Annotated in this window: 18 protein-coding genes; 14 read left to right on the top strand and 4 right to left on the bottom strand. The window is 62.6% G+C overall.

Annotation, left to right across the window (positions count from 1 at the left end):
• Positions 1-40 precede the first annotated feature (40 nt).
• On the top strand, positions 41-1228 hold the full coding sequence (locus AAEU42_RS02390) for a hypothetical protein (RefSeq protein WP_342231925.1): 1188 nt from the start codon (positions 41-43) through the stop codon (positions 1226-1228).
• 254 nt (positions 1229-1482) lie between these two features.
• On the top strand, positions 1483-1932 hold the full coding sequence (locus tag AAEU42_RS02395; protein WP_342231926.1) for a NanQ anomerase/TabA/YiaL family protein: 450 nt from the start codon (positions 1483-1485) through the stop codon (positions 1930-1932).
• Between the two features lie 50 nt (positions 1933-1982).
• On the opposite strand, the gene AAEU42_RS02400 is transcribed toward AAEU42_RS02395, so the two are convergent.
• Positions 1983-2183: a hypothetical protein gene (locus tag AAEU42_RS02400; protein ID WP_342231927.1), complete on the bottom strand. Its 201-nt coding sequence runs from the start codon at positions 2181-2183 to the stop codon at positions 1983-1985.
• A gap of 154 nt (positions 2184-2337) precedes the next feature.
• On the opposite strand from AAEU42_RS02400, the gene AAEU42_RS02405 reads away from it, so the two are divergent.
• From AAEU42_RS02405 to pgsA, 9 genes are all read left to right on the top strand, one after another.
• Positions 2338-3708 (top strand): hypothetical protein, encoded by a 1371-nt coding sequence (locus AAEU42_RS02405; protein ID WP_342231928.1) that lies wholly within the window; start codon positions 2338-2340, stop codon positions 3706-3708.
• An 18-nt stretch (positions 3709-3726) separates the two neighbouring features.
• A complete protein-coding gene (locus AAEU42_RS02410; RefSeq protein WP_342231929.1) occupies positions 3727-4416 on the top strand; it encodes a response regulator transcription factor in 690 nt (229 codons plus the stop codon).
• 64 nt (positions 4417-4480) lie between these two features.
• Complete coding sequence (locus AAEU42_RS02415; protein WP_342231989.1) at positions 4481-5902, top strand: sensor histidine kinase; 1422 nt, start codon at positions 4481-4483, stop codon at positions 5900-5902.
• A 91-nt stretch (positions 5903-5993) separates the two neighbouring features.
• Entirely contained in the window at positions 5994-6977 is a 984-nt protein-coding gene (locus AAEU42_RS02420; RefSeq protein WP_342231930.1) for a DUF1385 domain-containing protein, read from the top strand.
• Between the two features lie 36 nt (positions 6978-7013).
• The gene (prmC, locus tag AAEU42_RS02425) at positions 7014-7877 is read left to right on the top strand and encodes a peptide chain release factor N(5)-glutamine methyltransferase (protein ID WP_342231931.1); all 864 of its coding nucleotides are present in this window, start codon (positions 7014-7016) and stop codon (positions 7875-7877) included.
• 45 nt (positions 7878-7922) lie between these two features.
• Positions 7923-9095 carry a recombinase RecA gene (recA, locus tag AAEU42_RS02430; protein WP_342231932.1) on the top strand — a complete coding sequence of 391 codons (1173 nt, stop codon included), beginning with the start codon at positions 7923-7925 and terminating at the stop codon, positions 9093-9095.
• Positions 9082-9726: a regulatory protein RecX gene (locus AAEU42_RS02435; RefSeq protein WP_342231933.1), complete on the top strand. Its 645-nt coding sequence runs from the start codon at positions 9082-9084 to the stop codon at positions 9724-9726. The genes recA and AAEU42_RS02435 overlap by 14 nt, the downstream gene beginning before the upstream one ends.
• A 77-nt stretch (positions 9727-9803) precedes the next feature.
• A complete protein-coding gene (rimO, locus tag AAEU42_RS02440) occupies positions 9804-11123 on the top strand; it encodes a 30S ribosomal protein S12 methylthiotransferase RimO (protein ID WP_342231934.1) in 1320 nt (439 codons plus the stop codon).
• Between the two features lie 7 nt (positions 11124-11130).
• Complete coding sequence (gene pgsA / locus AAEU42_RS02445; RefSeq protein WP_342231935.1) at positions 11131-11658, top strand: CDP-diacylglycerol--glycerol-3-phosphate 3-phosphatidyltransferase; 528 nt, start codon at positions 11131-11133, stop codon at positions 11656-11658.
• A gap of 52 nt (positions 11659-11710) precedes the next feature.
• On the opposite strand, the gene AAEU42_RS02450 is transcribed toward pgsA, so the two are convergent.
• Both AAEU42_RS02450 and AAEU42_RS02455 read right to left on the bottom strand, forming a co-directional pair.
• On the bottom strand, positions 11711-12286 hold the full coding sequence (locus AAEU42_RS02450) for a hypothetical protein (RefSeq protein ID WP_342231936.1): 576 nt from the start codon (positions 12284-12286) through the stop codon (positions 11711-11713).
• Positions 12286-12735 carry a zinc ribbon domain-containing protein gene (locus AAEU42_RS02455; RefSeq protein WP_342231937.1) on the bottom strand — a complete coding sequence of 150 codons (450 nt, stop codon included), beginning with the start codon at positions 12733-12735 and terminating at the stop codon, positions 12286-12288. Before AAEU42_RS02455 ends, AAEU42_RS02450 begins: the two co-directional genes overlap by 1 nt.
• 490 nt (positions 12736-13225) lie before the next feature.
• Here AAEU42_RS02455 and epsC point away from each other — a divergent pair, with 490 nt between their 5' ends.
• Together epsC and cysS are read left to right on the top strand one after the other, a co-directional pair.
• A complete protein-coding gene (epsC, locus tag AAEU42_RS02460; protein ID WP_342231938.1) occupies positions 13226-13882 on the top strand; it encodes a serine O-acetyltransferase EpsC in 657 nt (218 codons plus the stop codon).
• Between the two features lie 5 nt (positions 13883-13887).
• Complete coding sequence (gene cysS / locus AAEU42_RS02465; RefSeq protein WP_342231990.1) at positions 13888-15300, top strand: cysteine--tRNA ligase; 1413 nt, start codon at positions 13888-13890, stop codon at positions 15298-15300.
• Positions 15301-15376: 76 nt separating this feature from the next.
• Here the strand turns inward: cysS and AAEU42_RS02470 are convergent, their stop codons facing one another.
• The gene (locus AAEU42_RS02470) at positions 15377-16222 is read right to left on the bottom strand and encodes an SLATT domain-containing protein (RefSeq protein ID WP_342231939.1); all 846 of its coding nucleotides are present in this window, start codon (positions 16220-16222) and stop codon (positions 15377-15379) included.
• A gap of 218 nt (positions 16223-16440) precedes the next feature.
• On the opposite strand from AAEU42_RS02470, the gene AAEU42_RS02475 reads away from it, so the two are divergent.
• Positions 16441-17826, top strand: a complete 1386-nt coding sequence (locus AAEU42_RS02475; protein ID WP_342231940.1) for an MATE family efflux transporter — start codon at positions 16441-16443, stop codon at positions 17824-17826.
• Positions 17827-17862 lie beyond the last annotated feature (36 nt).

Raw genomic sequence — 17862 nt, forward strand, 5'->3', positions numbered from 1 at the left:
CGAGTGGATAAGCTCTGTCCCAGCGGAGAAAGGAGAAATTATGGAAACGAAAGAGAAATCCGGGTTCGCGAAAACATTTTCCATCTGGTTCGGCCTGGGCGCGCTGATGTTCGGTACTTACTGCGGGGCCAACATGGCCTCCGGCGTTTACGCCTCCCAGTACATCGTCACCCTGGGCGGCGGCTGGGCCCTGGTTTGGCTGGTCATGTTCTGCGCCATCATGTCCTTCTTCTGCGCCACGGGCCTGAATTTCATCCGGGCCTACAAGGTCAATAACTACAACGCCTACTATCTGGCCCTCTACGGAGTCCACAAGCCCGACTCCAACCCGGTGCTGAAGAAGGCGGTCACCATCTTCTTCGACATCTACACCATGCTCATGGGTCTGGTCACCACGGCGGCCACCATCGCCCTCTTCGCCCAGCTCATGAACTCCCTGTTCGGCATTCCCAACTTCATCGCCAGCATCGGGGGCGTGCTTCTCTTCGCAATCCTGACCGTCAACGGCGCTGGCTTCCTGCGGAAGTTCAACACCATCATGACCATCTCCCTCATCGCCTGCCTGGTGGCCATCATGATCGCCGTCTTTGCCATCCGGGGCGACGTGCTGGCCTCCCAGATCGGCAACTTCCAGGAGGGGCCCAACTGGGGCATTACCACCACCACGGCCCATTTCTCCATGTTCCTGTCCTACTGCTTCACCACCTCCAGCTGGGGTTCTTCCCTGAGCAACTACGCGGACCGGATCCGGAACAAAAAGGACGCCATCGGTTCCGGCATCATGATCGGCCTTCTGGTCACCTCCCTCTTTGTCATGACCGGCTCCATCGTGCTGCCCTTCATGCCCGACGTGGTGAAGGACTCCGCCCCCATCCTCACCATCTGCCAGCAGTACCTCTCTCCCATTCTCACCGGCGTGTACTGGGTGGTCGTGGTTTTCTCCGTGATCTCCACCGCCCCCAGCTTCACCTTCAACTTCTCCAACCGGTGGGCCACCGTTTGGAAGACGGAAAAGCTGAGCCACCGGGCCAAGTTCTTCATCCTGTCCATGACCTTCCTCCTGGTGTGCTGGTTCATCTCCGGCGTGGGCCTCATCGCCATCGTGCAGAAGGGCTACGTCATGCTGGGCAATATCGCCCTCTTCGCTATCGTCATTCCCATGTTCATCTCCATCTACCGGGTCCACAAAAAGGACAAGGCTGAAAAAGAGGCCTCCGGCCAGGAGTGATCCCAGGCAAAGTTCACCGATTAACAAACCGCTGGGCGGCAGGCTTGTAAGCCTGCCGCCCAGCGGTTTTCCGTCCAGTCGGAGCAAAGCGGCCGAAAACCCGGGGGCGAAGCCCCGGCGGCCTTGGTATCCATATCCCGTACATTCCCTGGGGAAAGGGCGGAAGAAGGGGGGATGGGCCGTAAAAACGGGGGTTTACGGGGGCGGGCGCGGGGCGGTATAATAGGGGTACCTGAGAAAAGGAGAGTTGAGCCATGATCTACGACACGCTGGAGCATATCAAGCAGTATGAGGGCCTTCATCCTAACCTGGCCAGGGGCCTTCGGTTCCTGGCGGAGACCGATTTCTCCCAGCTGGCCCCGGGCCGGATCGACATCGACGGAGACGACCTCTACGCCATGGTGCAGGAGTACACCACCAAGCGGCCCGAGGAGGTCCACCCCGAAGCCCACCGGGCCTATGCCGACATCCAGTATCTCCTGTCCGGGGAGGAACTGATGGGCATCGCCCCTCTGGAGGCCATGATCCGGGAGGTCGAGGCCCGGCCCGAGGGGGACGTGTGGTTCTACGAGGGGGAGACGGTGAAGGTACCTATGGGGGAAGGGCGCTTCGTGGTGGCCTTTCCCGGGGACGCCCACGCCCCCAGCGTGGCTCCCGGCGACCCCGCCCCAGCCCGGAAGTGCGTGGTGAAGGTAAAGCTGTAAACGCCGGGGCAGAAGAAAAAAGCGGCCCGCGTATATACGCGGGCCGCTTTTCATTCTTTTTCAGCGGTCTCCCTGAAGGGGAGGGGGGACTCGGCCAGAGCGCTGTCAATGAGACGCACCAGCTCCAGCATACTGCGGAAGGGAGCCTTCTCGCCGGAGTTGATCCAGGTCAGTTCGCCCTGCCAGGTGTCGTTCTGGCGGTCAAGGATCTGGATGAGAAAGGCGGGACGTTCCGTAGGAGCTTTTCGCATGAGAGCCTCCTTCCCGAAGATCGGGTTTTGAAAAATTCAGAAGAAAGCATACCATTTTCCTCACATCTATGATAAAATATTTCATGCGGTTTTGCAAGGCCGCATCTGGGAAATTCCATGAATTTATGAAATAGTTAGAAAGGGGTGGGTTTGGATGAAAAAGAGAGGCGGGATCCGGACGGCCGCGCTGGCCCTGGCGCTCTCTTTGTCCCTGTCGGGCTGCTTCTTCCGGGGCGCCGACGAGCTCTATGCCGTGCCCCAGCCCCCCAAGGATTACGAGGCCCTCAAGGTCCGGCTCAGCGAGGTCATCGCCGCCGGAGGCGAGTATGCCGCCCCCCTGTCCGGCGAGCTGATCCAGACCGTCCAGCTCCAGGACCTTGACGGGGACGGCCAGAAGGAGGCCATCGCCTTTTTCCGTTTTTCCAGCGATGAAAAACCCCTGAAGATCTACATTTTCCGCCAGGTGGGGGAAGAATACGAGGTGCTGACCGTCATCGAGGGGGCGGGCACGGCCATCAACTGCGTGGACTACGTGCAGATGGACGACGAGCCCTACAAGGAGATCGTGGTCAGCTGGCAGATGAGCGAGCAGGTCCACTCCCTGGCCGCCTACTCCATCGGCCCGGGCGAGGTGGAGGAGCTGCTGCGCACCGACTACAACAGCTATAAGCTCTACGACCTGGACCAGGACAACCAGCAGGAGCTGGTGGTCTTCCGCACCCCCACGGACGGCCCGCCCCAGGCGGAGCTCTACGACTTCCACGGGGTGCTGGGGAAGACCGACACCGCCCCCCTCTCCGGGGGCATCACCGCCGTGGCCGACGGCGGGGTGCAGGCGGGTTATCTGATGGACTGGGTGCCCGCCCTTTTCGCCGTCTCCACCTACGGCGGGAACGGCACCATCACCGACATCTTCACCTGCCGGGACGGGAAGCTGGAAAACATCACCCTGGACCCGGACATGGGGGAGAGCCGGGAGACCGTCCAGTTCTACACCCAGGTCACCGGCACCGACATCAACAACGACGGCATCATGGAGCTGCCCCAGCCCACCCCCCTGGTGGACTATAAGATCACCACGGCCACCCCCAACTTCTGGCTCATCCACTGGCGGCAGTTCGACGCCCAGGGGGAGGCCCACCCGGTGTTCACCACCTACCACAACGACCGGGACGGCTGGTATTTCATCCTGCCCGAGACCCTGGGGAACAACCTGACCCTGGCCCGTTCCGACCTGCCCGGCGGCGGAGAACGGGCGGTGACCTTCTCCTACTGGGAGGGGGACGAGGCCGTGGAGCCCAAGCCCTTCCTTACCATCTACAAGCTCACCGGGACCAACCGTGTGAGCCGGGCCAGCCTGCCCGGGCGGTTCGTCCTCTTTCCCGCCGAGGGACTGGCGGGGGCCAACGACGCCAACACCATCTACGCGGCCGAGTTCCGGGACGGCTGGGACTGCGGCCTGACGGAGGACGAGGTGCGGGAACGCTTTGCCATCATCAAGACCGATTGGCTTGGAAACAGCTGACGGGAAAGGAGAATCCGCGTGAAAAAAGTTCTGGTTTTGGAGGATGAGACCAACATCCGCTCCTTTGTGGTCATCAACCTCAAGCGGGCCGGGTACGAGGCCATTGAGGCGGGCACCGGCGAGGAGGCCCTGGAGCAGCTCAAAAAGAACCCGGACGTGAGCGTGGCCCTCCTGGACATCATGCTGCCCGGCATGGACGGCTTCGAGGTCTGCCGCCGGATCCGGGCCAGCAACAACCGCATCGGCATCATCATGCTCACCGCCCGGACCCAGGAGATGGACAAGGTGACGGGGCTGATGACGGGGGCCGACGACTATGTGACCAAGCCCTTTTCCCCGGCGGAGCTCACCGCCCGCATCGACGCGCTGTGCCGCCGGGCGGGCAGCGGGGACGCCCCCGCGGACAACGGGGAGATCAGCCAGCCGCCCTTCCTGCTGAACACCCGGAACCGGACCCTGGAAAAGAACGGGCAGCGGGTGAAGCTGACCCAGGTGGAGTACTCCATCGTCAAGCTCTTCATGGACAATGCCGGGAAGGCCCTGAGCCGGGAGGAGATCCTGGACGCGGTCTGGGGGAAGGACTACTTCGGCGAGCTGAAGATCGTGGACGTGAACATCCGCAGGCTGCGGATCAAGATCGAGGACGACCCCACCAACCCCACCTACATCACCACGGTGTGGGGGTACGGGTATAAGTGGGGCTTCTGAGGCGTGACGCCGGGGGCCGGCGAGACAGGAAGCGGCGGGAAGAGAAGGTGAGAGCGTGGCAAAAATGAAAGGCATCCGCAAGCGCTGGATGACCAACTCCATCGGCGTGGTGCTGTTTGTGATCCTGCTGGCCATCACCGCCTTTTCCGTGGCTATGGGGGGGTATTACTACGCCACCATGTCCAGCGGCCTGCAGGTGAAGGCGGAGTACGCGGTGGAGTTTTTCAGCGACTACCGCACCAAGAGCGAGTATTACCAGCACGTGCTCACCTATGTCAACAACAACTTCGAGGGCAAGGACGAGATGGAGATGCAGTTTTTGGACGCCATGGGCTCCATCCGCTTTTCCACTTTCGGCCTGGCGGCCTTCAGCTCCCCCGGCACCCCGGATATCGCCGGGGCCCTGGACTGGGAGAACCCCCAGGTCACCCCCTGGACGGGGGAGGACCCCTCCACCGGGGAGCACATCATGGCCGTTTCCGCCCCCCTGACCATCGACGGCCGTCCCGTGGCCGCCATCCGGTACGTCACCTCCCTGCGGCTGGTGGACCGGCAACTGGCGGTCATCGTGGTCATCTCCCTGGCGGTGGGGCTGGCCATTTTAGCCTTGGTCTATTTCTCCAACCTCTACTTTGTCAAATCCATCGTGGAGCCGGTGGCGGGCATCACCGAGATCACCAAGCGCATCGCCGCCGGGAGCTACGGCATCCAGATCGACAAGCAGCACGACGACGAGATCGGCGACCTCACCGACGCCATCAACGATATGTCGGCCAAGATCAACGAGTCGGAGAAGATGAAGTCGGAGTTCATCTCCTCGGTCTCCCATGAGCTGCGCACCCCCCTCACCGCCATCAACGGCTGGGCCGAGACCATCATGAACGGCGAGGTGCGGGATGCCTCCGACGTGAAGAAGGGCATGGGGATCATCGTCTCGGAGGCGCGGCGGCTGACCAACATGGTGGAGGAGCTGCTGGAGTTCTCCCGGATCGAGGACGGCCGGTTCACCCTGTCCATCGAGCCGGTGGACCTGAAGGCGGAGTTCGAGGACGCGGTGTACACCTACCGGGAGTTTTTCCGCAAGGACGGGCTGGAGCTGACCTATGAGGACTCCGACGAGGAGTTCCCCCCGGTGAACGCCGACCCCGAGCGGCTTAGGCAGGTGTTCTGCAACGTCATGGACAACGCCGCCAAGCACGGCGGCAGCGGCGGGCGCATCGACGCCGCCATCCGCCGGGAGGAGGACTGGGCGGTCATCACCCTGCGGGACTACGGCCCCGGCATCCCCGAGGGGGAACTGCCCCACGTGAAGTCCAAGTTTTACAAGGGCTCCTCCAAGGCCCGGGGCTCTGGCATCGGGCTGGCGGTGTGCGACGAGATCGTCACCCGCCACGGGGGACAGCTCATCATCGGCAACGCCGAGGGGGGCGGGTGTATCGTCACCATCCGCCTGCCGGTGGGCAGTCAGCCGGCGATTGGAACATAAGTTCTAATTTTTGACCCGCGCCCCTTGCAAACGGGACGCGGGTCTGTTACAATGTTTGCGGCGGCAGGGCCGCCTTAGAAGGAGAAATTCCATGTTACATAGACTGCTGCTCGCCGCCGCCGGCGGATTCAAGACCATGATCGGGGGACAGGCCCTCATCGAGGGCATTATGATGATGGGCCCCGACAAAAAATCCGTAGTGGTGCGCAAGCCCGACGGGGAGCTGGAGGTCAAGACCGAGCCCCGGAAGGTCCTCAAGACCCGCCATCCCTTTGTGGCCTGGCCCTTCATCCGGGGCGTGGTAAACTTCTGCTCCTCCATGTACAACGGGGTCACCGCCCTGATGTACTCCGCCGAGTTCTTTCCCGAGGACGACGAGGAGACCTCCGAGCCCTCCAAATTCGAACAATGGCTGGACCGGAAGCTGGGGAACGAGAAATTCTCCAGCCTGCTCATCACCTTTTCCATGGTTTTGGGCATGGCCTTTTCCGTGTTCCTCTTTTTCCTGCTGCCCACCGCCCTGGGGGGCGCCGTCCTCCACTTCATTCCCGGCTTCCCCCTGTGGGGGCGGAACCTGGTGGAGGGGCTTTTGCGGGTGGTCATCTTCCTGGGCTACCTGATTTTGTGTTCCCACATGAAGGATATCCGCCGCACCTTCCAATACCATGGGGCGGAGCACAAGACCATCTTCTGCTATGAGGCGGGCCTCCCCCTGACGGTGGAGAACGTGCGGGCCCAGCCCAAGCACCACCCCCGCTGCGGCACAAGTTTTTTGTTTGTCATCATTTTCGTGTCCATCATCCTGTCCAGCCTGGTGTTCTCCTTCATCCGTGTGGAGAACACCTTCGCCCGGATGGGGCTCCACCTGCTGATGCTGCCTCTGGTGGTGGCCATCACCTACGAGATCAACCGCTACGTGGGCGGCCACGAGGGGGCGGTGTGCCGGGCCGTCCGGGCCCCCGGCATGGGCATCCAGCGCTGGACCACCTTCGAGCCGGACGACACCATGATCGAGGTGGGCATCCGGGCCCTACAGGAAGTGCTGCCCGAGCAGGAGGGCGCGGACCGCTGGTGAGCGGGAGATAAAGAGAGAACGCGGAGAGTGATTTGTGTGGCGAGCACCTACAATAATCTCTATCTGGATACCCGGCGCAGGCTGAAGGCGGCGGGCATCCCGGGGGCCCAGCTGGAGGCCCGGGAGATCGTCTGTTACGCGGCGGACAAGAGCCGGGAGCAGTTTTTCCGGGACATGCCCCTCTATGCCTCCGACCAGGTGGAGGAGAAGGTGGCCCAGCTCACCGCCCGCCGCCTGGCGGGGGAGCCGGTGGCCTACATCATCGGGGAGTGGGAGTTCTACGGCCTGCCCCTGGACATCTCCCGGGAGGTGCTGATCCCCCGGATGGACACCGAGGTGCTGGCCGAACAGGCCATCCTGCGCGCCCGGGCCGCGGGGGAGGGCTGCCGGGTGCTGGACCTGTGCGCCGGGAGCGGCTGCGTGGGCCTGGCGGTGGCCGCCAACGTGCCCGAGTGCCGGGCGGTGCTGGCCGACAACTCGGAAGGGGCCCTGCGGGTGTGCAAGCAGAACATCCGCCGGTGCGATCTGAACGCCCGGGTCACCTGTGTCCACGCCGATGCCAAGCTGCCGCCCCTGCCCGCCCTGTGGGACTTTGACGTGATTGCCTGCAATCCCCCCTACATCCCCTCCGCCGACATCCCGGGGCTGGAGGGCTCTGTGCGGGACTATGAGCCCCACGCCGCCCTGGACGGGGGCGAGGACGGCCTGGACTTCTACCGGGCCGTGGCCTCCAAGTGGAAGGGGGCCCTCCGGCTGGGGGGGACCCTCCTGTTTGAGGTGGGCATGGGCCAGGCCCCCGAGGTGGAGATTATCTTGGGCCAGAACGGCTTTGAGGATATCCGGAGCTACCAGGACACCCAGGGCATCTGGCGGGTGGTGGCCGGCACCATCAACGAATAATATGGACCGGGGCACGCCCCGCCGACGCGAGAGGAGAACAGAACTATGGCAGATAAGAAAAAGATGACGGTGGCTACCGCCGCCCCGGCCTCGGACAAGAAGAAGGCGCTGGACACTGCGCTGGCCCAGATCGAGAAGGACTTCGGCAAGGGCGCGGTCATGCGCCTGGGGGAGAACGCCCACGTGGTGGTGGAGGCCATCCCCACCGGCTCCCTGGCCCTGGATGCCGCACTGGGCATCGGCGGCGTGCCCAAGGGGCGCATCGTGGAGATCTACGGCCCCGAGTCCTCCGGCAAGACCACCCTGGCCCTCCACATCGCCGCCGAGGCCCAGAAGCGGGGGGGCGAGGTGGCCTTCATCGACGCGGAGCACGCCCTGGATCCCGTGTACGCCAAGGCCCTGGGGGTGGACATCGACTCCATGCTCATCTCCCAGCCCGACACCGGCGAGCAGGGGCTTGAAATTTGTGAGGCCCTGGTCCGTTCCGGCGCCATCGACGTGGTGGTGGTGGACTCCGTGGCCGCCCTGACCCCCCGGGCCGAGATCGAGGGGGACATGGGCGACAGCCACGTGGGCCTGCTGGCCCGGCTCATGAGCCAGGCCCTCCGCAAGCTGGCCGGCTCCATCTCCAAGACCAACTGCATCGTCATCTTCATCAACCAGCTGCGGGAAAAGGTGGGGGTCATGTACGGCAATCCCGAGGTCACCACCGGCGGCCGGGCGCTGAAATTTTACGCCTCCGTCCGCATCGACATCCGGCGGGTGGAGTCCTTGAAGAACGGCACCGAGGTGGTGGGCAACCACGTGCGGGCCAAGGTGGTCAAGAACAAGGTGGCCCCCCCCTTCCGCCAGGCGGAATTCGACATTATGTTCGGCGAGGGCATCGCCAGAGAGGGGGAGCTGGTAGACCTGGGCGTCCAGCTGGGACTGGTGCAGAAGTCCGGCTCCTGGTTCTCCATGGGGGAGCTGCGTATTGGCCAGGGCCGGGACGCCGCCCGCCAGTATTTGAAGGACAATCCGGAGGTGGCCGGGCAGCTGGAGGAGGACATCCGGGCCAACGCCTACAAGCTCCAGCCCAGCCAGGGCAAGGCGGCCGCCAAGGCCGCCGCGCAGGCCGCGGCTCCTGCTGCTGCCCCGGCAGCCGCTCCGGCGGCCCGGGCCGCCGCCAGCCGGGCGGTAGACGTGTCCGCCGAGGATTTTGAGGATGCGGATCAGTAAATTAGAGCCCTCCAAGCGGGTCCGGGACCGGTGGCTGGTGTGGCTGGACGACGGGGCTCTGCTGCGGGTCAGTGAGCGGGAAGTGGTCTCCTTTTCCCTTTATGCCGGGATGGAGCTGTCGGACGAGTGCTATGACCGGCTGATGGAGTCCGCCGGCGCCAGCGCCGTGCGCTCCAGGGCCCTGGACCTGATCGCCGCCAAGCCCATGTCCCGGCGGGAGCTGATACAAAAGCTCACCGCCCGGCCCAGAGACCGGGAGAAGCCCCCTCTGGCCACCCAGGAACAGGCGGAAGAGACCGCCGACTGGCTGGAGGGGCTGGGTTATCTCAACGACGCCGAGTATGCCAAAATGGTGGCCCGGCACTATTCCGCCAGGGGCTATGGGGACCGAAAGGTGAAGGATGAGCTCTTTCGCCGGGGGATTCCCCGGACCCTGTGGGATGCCGCTCTGGAAGAGGCCGAGCCCCCCGAGGAGGGGGTGGACGCTTTCCTGCGGGGCCGCTTCAAGGGGCGCAGCCCGGATGAAAAAGAGCTGAAGCGGGCCTCCGACGCCCTGGCGCGGAGGGGCTACCGGTGGGACGAGATCAAAGAGGGCCTGCGCCGGTACGGGGCGGAGATCGAAGAAGAGTAGATCCCGGGCGGGCCGGGGACCGGCCTGCCGCCCCTTTGTGTGGAGCGGGATTTATCAACAGGTAAGGAGAATTCACCTTGAAAATCGCATTTATCTCCCTTGGTTGTTCCAAGAACCTCATCAACACCGAACAGATGATGGCCCTCTGCCGGGCCGCCGGGCACACGGTCACCGGGGAGCCCCGGGGGGCCGACGTGGCCGTGCTCAACACCTGCGGCTTCATCGACGCCGCCAAGAGCGAGGCCATCGAGAATATCCTGGAGCTGGCCGAGCTGAAACAGGCGGGGGAGCTGGGGAAGCTGCTGGTGTGCGGATGTCTGTCCCAGCGCTACCGGGAGGAGATGCTCGACCAGCTCCCCGAGGTGGACGGGCTCATGGGCACCGGCAGCTACGACCACATCGTCGCCGCGGTGGAGGCCGTGGCCCGGGGGGAGCGGCCCCAGGATTTCGGGGATATCTCCGCCACCACGGAGGAGGGGGAGCGGCTCATCACTACCCCCGGCTATACCGCCTTTTTGAAGATCGCCGAGGGCTGCGATAATTTCTGTGCCTTCTGCATCATCCCCTATCTTCGGGGCCGCTACCGCAGCCGCCCCATGGAGGCCATCCTGAAAGAGGCCAAGGCCCTGTCCGACGCCGGGACGAAGGAGCTGATCCTCATTGCCCAGGACATCGGACCCTATGGGAAGGACCTCTACGGGGAGCGGCGGCTCCCCCAGCTGCTGCGGGAGCTGTGCAAGCTGGATTTCCACTGGATCCGCCTCCACTATCTCTATCCCGACCACCTGGACGACGCCCTCATCGACGTCATCGCCCAGGAGCCTAAGATCGTCAAATACCTGGACATCCCCCTCCAGCACTGCGACGACAAGATCCTGAAGGCCATGGGCCGCTGGGGGACCCGGGAGACCCTCACCCAGCTGTTGGACCGGCTGCGCCAACGCATCCCCGGCCTCGTGGTCCGCACCTCCCTGATCTGCGGCCTGCCCGGCGAGACCGAGGAGGCCTTCGAGGCGCTGTGCCGGTTCGTCACCGAGACCGGCATCGAGCGGGCCGGGGTGTTCCAATACTCCCGGGAGGAGGGCACCCGGGCGGCGGCCATGCCGGACCAGGTGCCTGAGGAGGTGGCCGCCCAGCGGGTGGAACGGCTGGTGGACCTCCAGTCCCGGGTGCTGGACGCCTATAACGAAAGCCGCCTGGGGACGGTGATGGAGGTCCTCTCGGAGGGCTTCGACCCCGAGATGGGCTGCTACGCCGGCCGGACCTATGCCGACTCGGTGGAGGTGGACGGCAGGGTGTGGTTCACCGCCGCCGGGGAGGTGCCCGCCGGGCAGTTCGTCAATGTCCGCATGACCGGGACCATAGACGGGGACCTGTCGGGCGAGATCGAGGAGTGAAAAGAGGATGAATACCGCCAACAAGCTCACCCTGCTGCGGGTGTTCATGATCCCCTTGTTCCTGGTGGTCCTCTATTGGGGCTTTTCCGGGAGCCAGTATGCGGCCCTGGCCATCTTTGTCGTGGCCAGTCTCACTGATCTGGCCGACGGCTACATCGCCCGGCACTATAACCAGGTCACCGACTTCGGCAAGTTCATGGACCCCCTGGCCGACAAGGTTTTGGTGGTGACGGCCATGCTGTGGTTCGTCCAGAGCGGGCAGATGCCCGCCTGGGCGGTGGCCGTGGTCATTTTCCGGGAGTTCGCCGTCTCCGGCATGCGGCTCATCGCTGTGGAGCACGGACGGGTCATCGCCGCCGGCTGGTCGGGGAAGGTAAAGACCGCTTCCACCATGGTGGGCCTGTGCCTCATGTTCCTCCCTCTGCCCGGATGGGTGAACACTGTCTGTGTGGCGGTGATCGTGGTCACTACGGTGTACTCCGGCATCGAGTATTTTGTCAAAAACAAAGATGTGATCCCCATGGACCAGATCTGAGCGTGAAAAAGCGGACGGCAAAAGCCGTCCGCTTTTTTTGTCCCACGGGACCTCACAGGTCTTCCAGGTCTGCCGCAGGGAGGTCGTTTTCCAGATTGTCACGGGCCAGATCGGTGTCCAGGACGGGATAGATATCCGCCGGAATGGGTTTTTCCGCGTCGGTCAGTCCTTGGGCAGGCCGGTCCTGGCCGGGGCGCTTGTGTTTGGGATCCATGGCGTTCCCTCCTTTGAGGCCAGTTTGCCCCAAGGAGGGGGAACCATTCTGAACATATTTTGCCTCAGCCCGGGAGAGCAGGCTGCAGAAAACGCCTCCGGCCAGATAGGCCGGGATGTCCCATGGGTCGGCGACGCCGGTGGGTTTCCAGAGCAGGGGGAGCAGCTCCCAGGCCGCCCCGGCCAGCAGGACCAGAAGGAGGGAGGGGGCGAGGGCGAGCCGGGGCAGAGTGCCCAGGGATAGCAAAAGCTGGGTCAAGGCCAGGATGAGAAAGCCCGCCAGCACGTCGTTGGCATACCAGGCCAAAAAGGGGAAGGTCCCGCCCAGGAGGGGCTTGAGAAAAAACTGATTGAGGGCGCCCAGGGCCGAGGCGGCCAGGATCAAAAGAAAATAGAAGCGGCTGCGGCGGGCCATCACAGGAAGGACAGGATGAGGATGGCCGCGATGACGCCCAGAATGACCGCCCCCACCGTGGCGCCGAAGGACATGCCGTGCTTGCCGCTTTCCGGGACGGGGGCCCGGCGGAGAGCCTCCTTGTCCTCCGCTTCCTCGTCGGGCACCACACGGACCAGGGCGGGATTGCTCATCTTCTGAGGCAGAGCCTCCGCCTCGGTCAGAGGAAGGCCGGAGACCAGGGTGGCCGGGTGGTGGTCCGTCACCGCCGTCATGGCGGCGCTGGCTTCCTCCTTGGAGAGATGGTAGAGGTCGATGAGTTCCTGGAGATCGGTCATGGTGCCGTTGTCTACCAGGACTACGGAGTAGCTTTTCTTTTGCGGGGAGCCGATGGGATAGCCGCAGTGGGGACACGCGGCGGCCTGATCGGAGATCTCGCGGCCGCATTCGGGACAGGTGATGAGCGCCATGGTTCCGGCCTCCTTTTTATTCAGTAAATTCATTATATCACACGCCGAAATAACTGACAATGGCCCCAGAGCGGCGGGGGAGACAGGCCGGGCCTTGACACCCAAGCGGCAACGTGATAATATACTATGACAAGGAAATGAGCGCGAAGAACGGAAAGAGTAGCGTGCTTGGCAACCCCGGATAGAGAGGGACCGTCACCGGCTGAAAGCGGTCCTGCGGAAAGCCTGCCGTGAAGTGCGTCCGGGAGCGCGGGGGGTAATGCCCCACGGTTCGGCCCCGTTACCGGCCTTTGAGTGAAACAAGAGAGTGGAACCGCGATGTGAGTCGCCTCTCATGCCCCGTGGGGCATGAGAGGCGTTTTTCGTCGGACGGAAAAAGGAGGAAACCAGGATGAAGTGTCCCTGTCACTGTTGCCGCCCCATTTTAAACCGAAATCCGGCCTGACCTCCGCTGTAAGGGGGCCGGCCATTGACTGAAGGAGGCCCCCCTATGTCCAACCGCTTGACTGAACTGCTGTCCGCCTACCAGGCCCGGGATCCCGCCGCCCGGAGCCGTTTGGAGATCTTTTTGCTCTACCCCGGCGTCCACGCCGTGCTTTTCCACCGGGTGAGCCACTGGATGTGGAAGCACCATCTGCGCTTTCTCGCCCGGCTCAACTCCCAGCTGGCCCGGCACATCACCGGGATCGAGATCCACCCCGGCGCCGTCATCGGCCGCCGGCTGGTCATCGACCACGGTATGGGCATCGTCATCGGGGAGACCGCGGAGATCGGCGACGACGTGCTCCTCTACCACGGGGTCACCCTGGGAGGGACGGGGAAGGACCAGGGCAAGCGCCACCCCACCATCGGCAACCACGTGATGATCGCCTGCGGAGCCAAGGTCCTGGGCCCCTTCCGGGTGGGAGACAACTCCCGCATCGCCGCCAACGCGGTGGTCCTGTCCGAGATCCCGGCCAACGCCACGGCGGTGGGCGTCCCCGCCCGGGTGGTGCGCATCGCCGGGGAAAAGACCGACTTTGTGGAGCGGGTGGACCAGATCAGTGTCACAGATCCCGTTCAGAAGGAGCTGCAGGCCTTGCAGTCCCGGCTGGACTTTTTGGAACAAGAGATGGAAAAACATCTTGCGAAGGAGAGAGTATCATGAATACCATGAAACTGTACAATTCCCTGTCCCATGAAAAAGAGGACTTCAAGACCCACGAGCCGGGCAAGGTGAGCATGTACACCTGCGGCCCCACCGTCTACCATTTCGCCCACATCGGCAACCTGCGCTCCTATATCATGGAGGACGTGCTGGAGAAGGCCCTGCGCTGGGAGGGGTACGACGTCCTGCGGGTGATGAACATCACCGACGTGGGCCACCTCTCCTCCGACGCCGACACCGGCGAGGACAAGATGGTGAAGGGGGCCAAGCGGGAGCACAAGACGGTGCTGGAGATCGCCCAGTACTACACCGACGCCTTTTTCGACGACTGCGCCAAGCTGAACATCAAGACCCCCGACGTGGTCCAGCCCGCCACCGGGATGATCCCCGAGTATATCCAGGTCATTACCAAGCTCATCGACACCGGCTATGCCTACCTGGCCGGGGGCAACGTCTATTTTGACACCTCCAAGCTGGGGCAGTACTATGTCTTTAACGACCACGACGTGGAGGCCCTGGAAGTGGGCGTCCGGGAGGGCGTGGAGGAGGACGAGAACAAGCGCAACAAAAACGACTTTGTCCTGTGGTTCACAAAGTCCAAGTTCGAGGACCAGGCATTGAAGTGGGATTCCCCCTGGGGGGTGGGCTATCCCGGCTGGCACATCGAGTGCTCCTGCATCTCCATGAAGTTCTGCGGGGAGTACCTGGACCTCCACTGCGGCGGCATCGACAACGCCTTCCCCCACCACACCAACGAAATCGCCCAGTCCGAGTCCTATCTGGAGCACCCCTGGTGCTCCCACTGGTTCCACGTTCATCACCTGAACACCGCCGGGGGCAAGATGTCCAAGTCCAAGGGGGAGTTCCTCACCGTCTCCCTTCTGGAGGAGAAGGGCTATGACCCCCTGGTCTACCGCCTCTTCTGCCTCCAGTCCCACTACCGCAAGGCGCTGACCTTCTCCTGGGAGAACCTGGACAACGCCGCCGCCGCCTACGACAAGCTGGTGCGCCGCATCGCCGCCCTGGGTGAGGACGGCCCGGCGGACGCCGCCGCCCAGGAGCCTCTGCGCCAGCAGTTCCAGGACGCCCTGGACAACGACCTGAACACCTCCCTGGCCGTCACCGCCCTCTACGACGTGCTGAAGGCCGATGTCTCCGACGCCGACAAGCGGGAGCTCATTGCCAGCTTTGACGAGGTGCTGGGGCTGAAGCTGCTGGAGCACGCCGCCGCCCTGGCGGAGAAGGACGCCGCCCCCGCCGGGGAGGACGCCGCTGCCGTCGAGGCCCTCATCGCCCAGCGGGCTGAGGCCAAGGCCGCCAAGAACTGGGCCGAGGCCGACCGCATCCGGGATGAGCTGAAGGCCCAGGGTATCGAGCTCATCGACACCAAGGAGGGGACCACCTGGAAACGGGTGTGAGCCCGGTTTCAGGCAGACGAAGCAAAAAGCAAAAAGCCCGGCTCTTTCTCAGAAAGGGCCGGGCTTTTTGTTTTTATTACGGAGAGAAAAACGTGGATAAGGGCCTGAACTTTAAAAAGATTCCCAGCGCGAAGATAAGGATGGGGGCAAGATAGAGGGCCATGTGCCATATCTTTAAAAAGAGCATGTGTAGAAACTGCGCCTTGGGGTTGTTTTCGGAGATATAGCCTTGGATTTCGCCGATGATGGTCTCGATCTCCTCTTCCTCATCCTTGGTGAGGTCCACGCCGCCGTCCGCTTCTTTCCGGGGTGTGGTCGGTGCCCCGGTGTATGGGTTTAAGTGGTACTTTTTACAGAGCTGAACGATGGTGTAATAGAAATCCAGGTCGTCCCGGATCTCCGTGTTTTTTGACAGCTCGTCATATTCCTTTTTAAGCGCCTTCAGGGAGTTACAGGCTTCGCTCAGGGTACAGGGTGCCGCGGAGTCTAATTGATAGCTCTCGCAGGAGCAGGGGGGCGCCATACCGCTGGTGGTGGCGTTTTTGCAGTCCGCGTTTACGCCGCATATTTGCGTGGCTTTTGGGAGGGAGCCCACGTCCCGTTTTAGGCGCTTGATCTCATTGAGGGAGGTCTGAATTTTACTGATACGTTCCGGATAGCCCGCTTTGCTGTTGATGATGGAGTAGATCAATACGATCACTGACAAGATAAGACTGCTGTATGTAGTCCATGTGGAGTCGAAAAGACCGGGGTAGAATTTCACGGACAGTGAGTAGATGATGATTGCGAGGCTGTAATAAATCAGAATGAAATCAGAACGCTTTTCCGCCCGGGAAAGGCGTTTGAGCTGGTTGGCGTAATTGGATTGCGTCCGGTCCATGATGCGGTAGTATTTGTTGCGGTCATACTGCGGAACATCCATAACGAATCCTCCCTAACCATCTTCATTTTATTATAGTGGAAAATATAATGGGAATCAATGGGAAATTAATCAAAAGATGTCTAATAAAAGGGAACCGTGCGCTTTGGATGGGTGGCGGATGTAAAGTTTGTGTAAAAACACGATTTGCAAGGCAAACCCTTCGTGCTACAATAAATCCTTACGAAGTGAGAATGAAATGAAAGGCGAGAGGTGTTTGCATGGAGGCCACGACCCAGATCAAAAATCCCATGTTTACCAATCAGGACCTACGGCGGCTGATGATCCCCCTCATCATCGAGCAGCTGCTCTTGATGACCGTGGGCATGGCCGACACCATGATGGTGACCACGGCCGGCGAGGCGGTGGTCTCGGGCGTGTCCCTGGTGGACAACATCAACATCCTTCTCATCAACATCTTTTCCGCCCTCTCCACCGGCGGAGCGGTAGTGGTGTCCCAATATCTGGGGCGCCGGGACGTGGAGAAGGCCCGCTCCGCCGCCAAGCAGCTTTTGTACGTGGTCTTCTTCGTCGGGGTGCTCCTGATGGCCATGGCTCTGATCTTCCGGGAGCACATCCTCCGGCTGGTCTTCGGCAATATTTCTCAGGATATCATGGACGCGGCCCTGGTCTACTTCCTGCTGACGGCGTCGGCCTTCCCCTTCATGGCCATCTACAACGCCGGGGCGGCCCTGTTCCGTTCCATGGGCAACTCCAAGGTGTCCATGTTCAACTCCCTCATCGTCAACATCGTGAATATCACGATAAACGCCATTTTGATTTACGGCTTCAACATGGGGGCCGCCGGAGCCGGGATCGGGACCCTGGTCTCCCGTATCGTGGCGGCGGCCATCATCGGCTTCATGATCACTCGGCCCACCCATCTGGTGTACATCGAGCGGCTCTTCCACCCGGAGTTGCGCTGGCCCATGGTGAAGGCCATCCTGGGCATCGGCATTCCCAACGGCATCGAGAACGGCATGTTCCAGATCGGAAAGCTGCTGGTGCTGGGGCTCATCACCTCCTTTGACGCGGGGGTGGACCTGGCCCTCCGGGGTTCCGCCGTGGCCGCCAACGCCATCGCCAACTCCATCGCCGGTGTGGTAAACGTGCCGGGCCAGGGCACGGGCCTTGCCATGGTGACGGTGGTGGGCCAGTGCATGGGGGCGGGGGACCACAGGCAGGCGGTGGGATACACTAAAAAGCTGATGGCGGTGGTGTACATCTCCATGGGCGTGCTGAGCCTGGGGCTCTTCCTCCTGTCCCCGGTGCTGGTCCCCTGCTTCAACCTGACCCCCGCCACCGCCGCCCTGGCCATCGAGGTGCTGCGCTACTGCGCGGTCTTTACCTGTATTTTCTGGCCCATGTCCTTTGCCCTGCCCAACGCCCTGCGGGCGTCGGGGGACGCCAAGTTCACCATGCTGGTCTCCATGATCTCCATGTGGGTGTGCCGCATCGGCATGAGCTATCTGCTGGGGGCCTCCTGGGGCCTGAATCTGGGGCTGCTGGGCGTGTGGCTGGCCATGTTCGCTGACTGGATCGTCCGGGCCGGGGTCTTTCTCACCCGCTTCCTGCGGGGAAAGTGGAAAAACCACCAGGTCATTTAAATTGGATCAATGGGTGTAGGAACCATCGGATCATCA

It is taken from the genome of Pseudoflavonifractor phocaeensis (assembly GCF_038439875.1).
Lineage (GTDB): Bacteria > Bacillota > Clostridia > Oscillospirales > Oscillospiraceae > Vermiculatibacterium.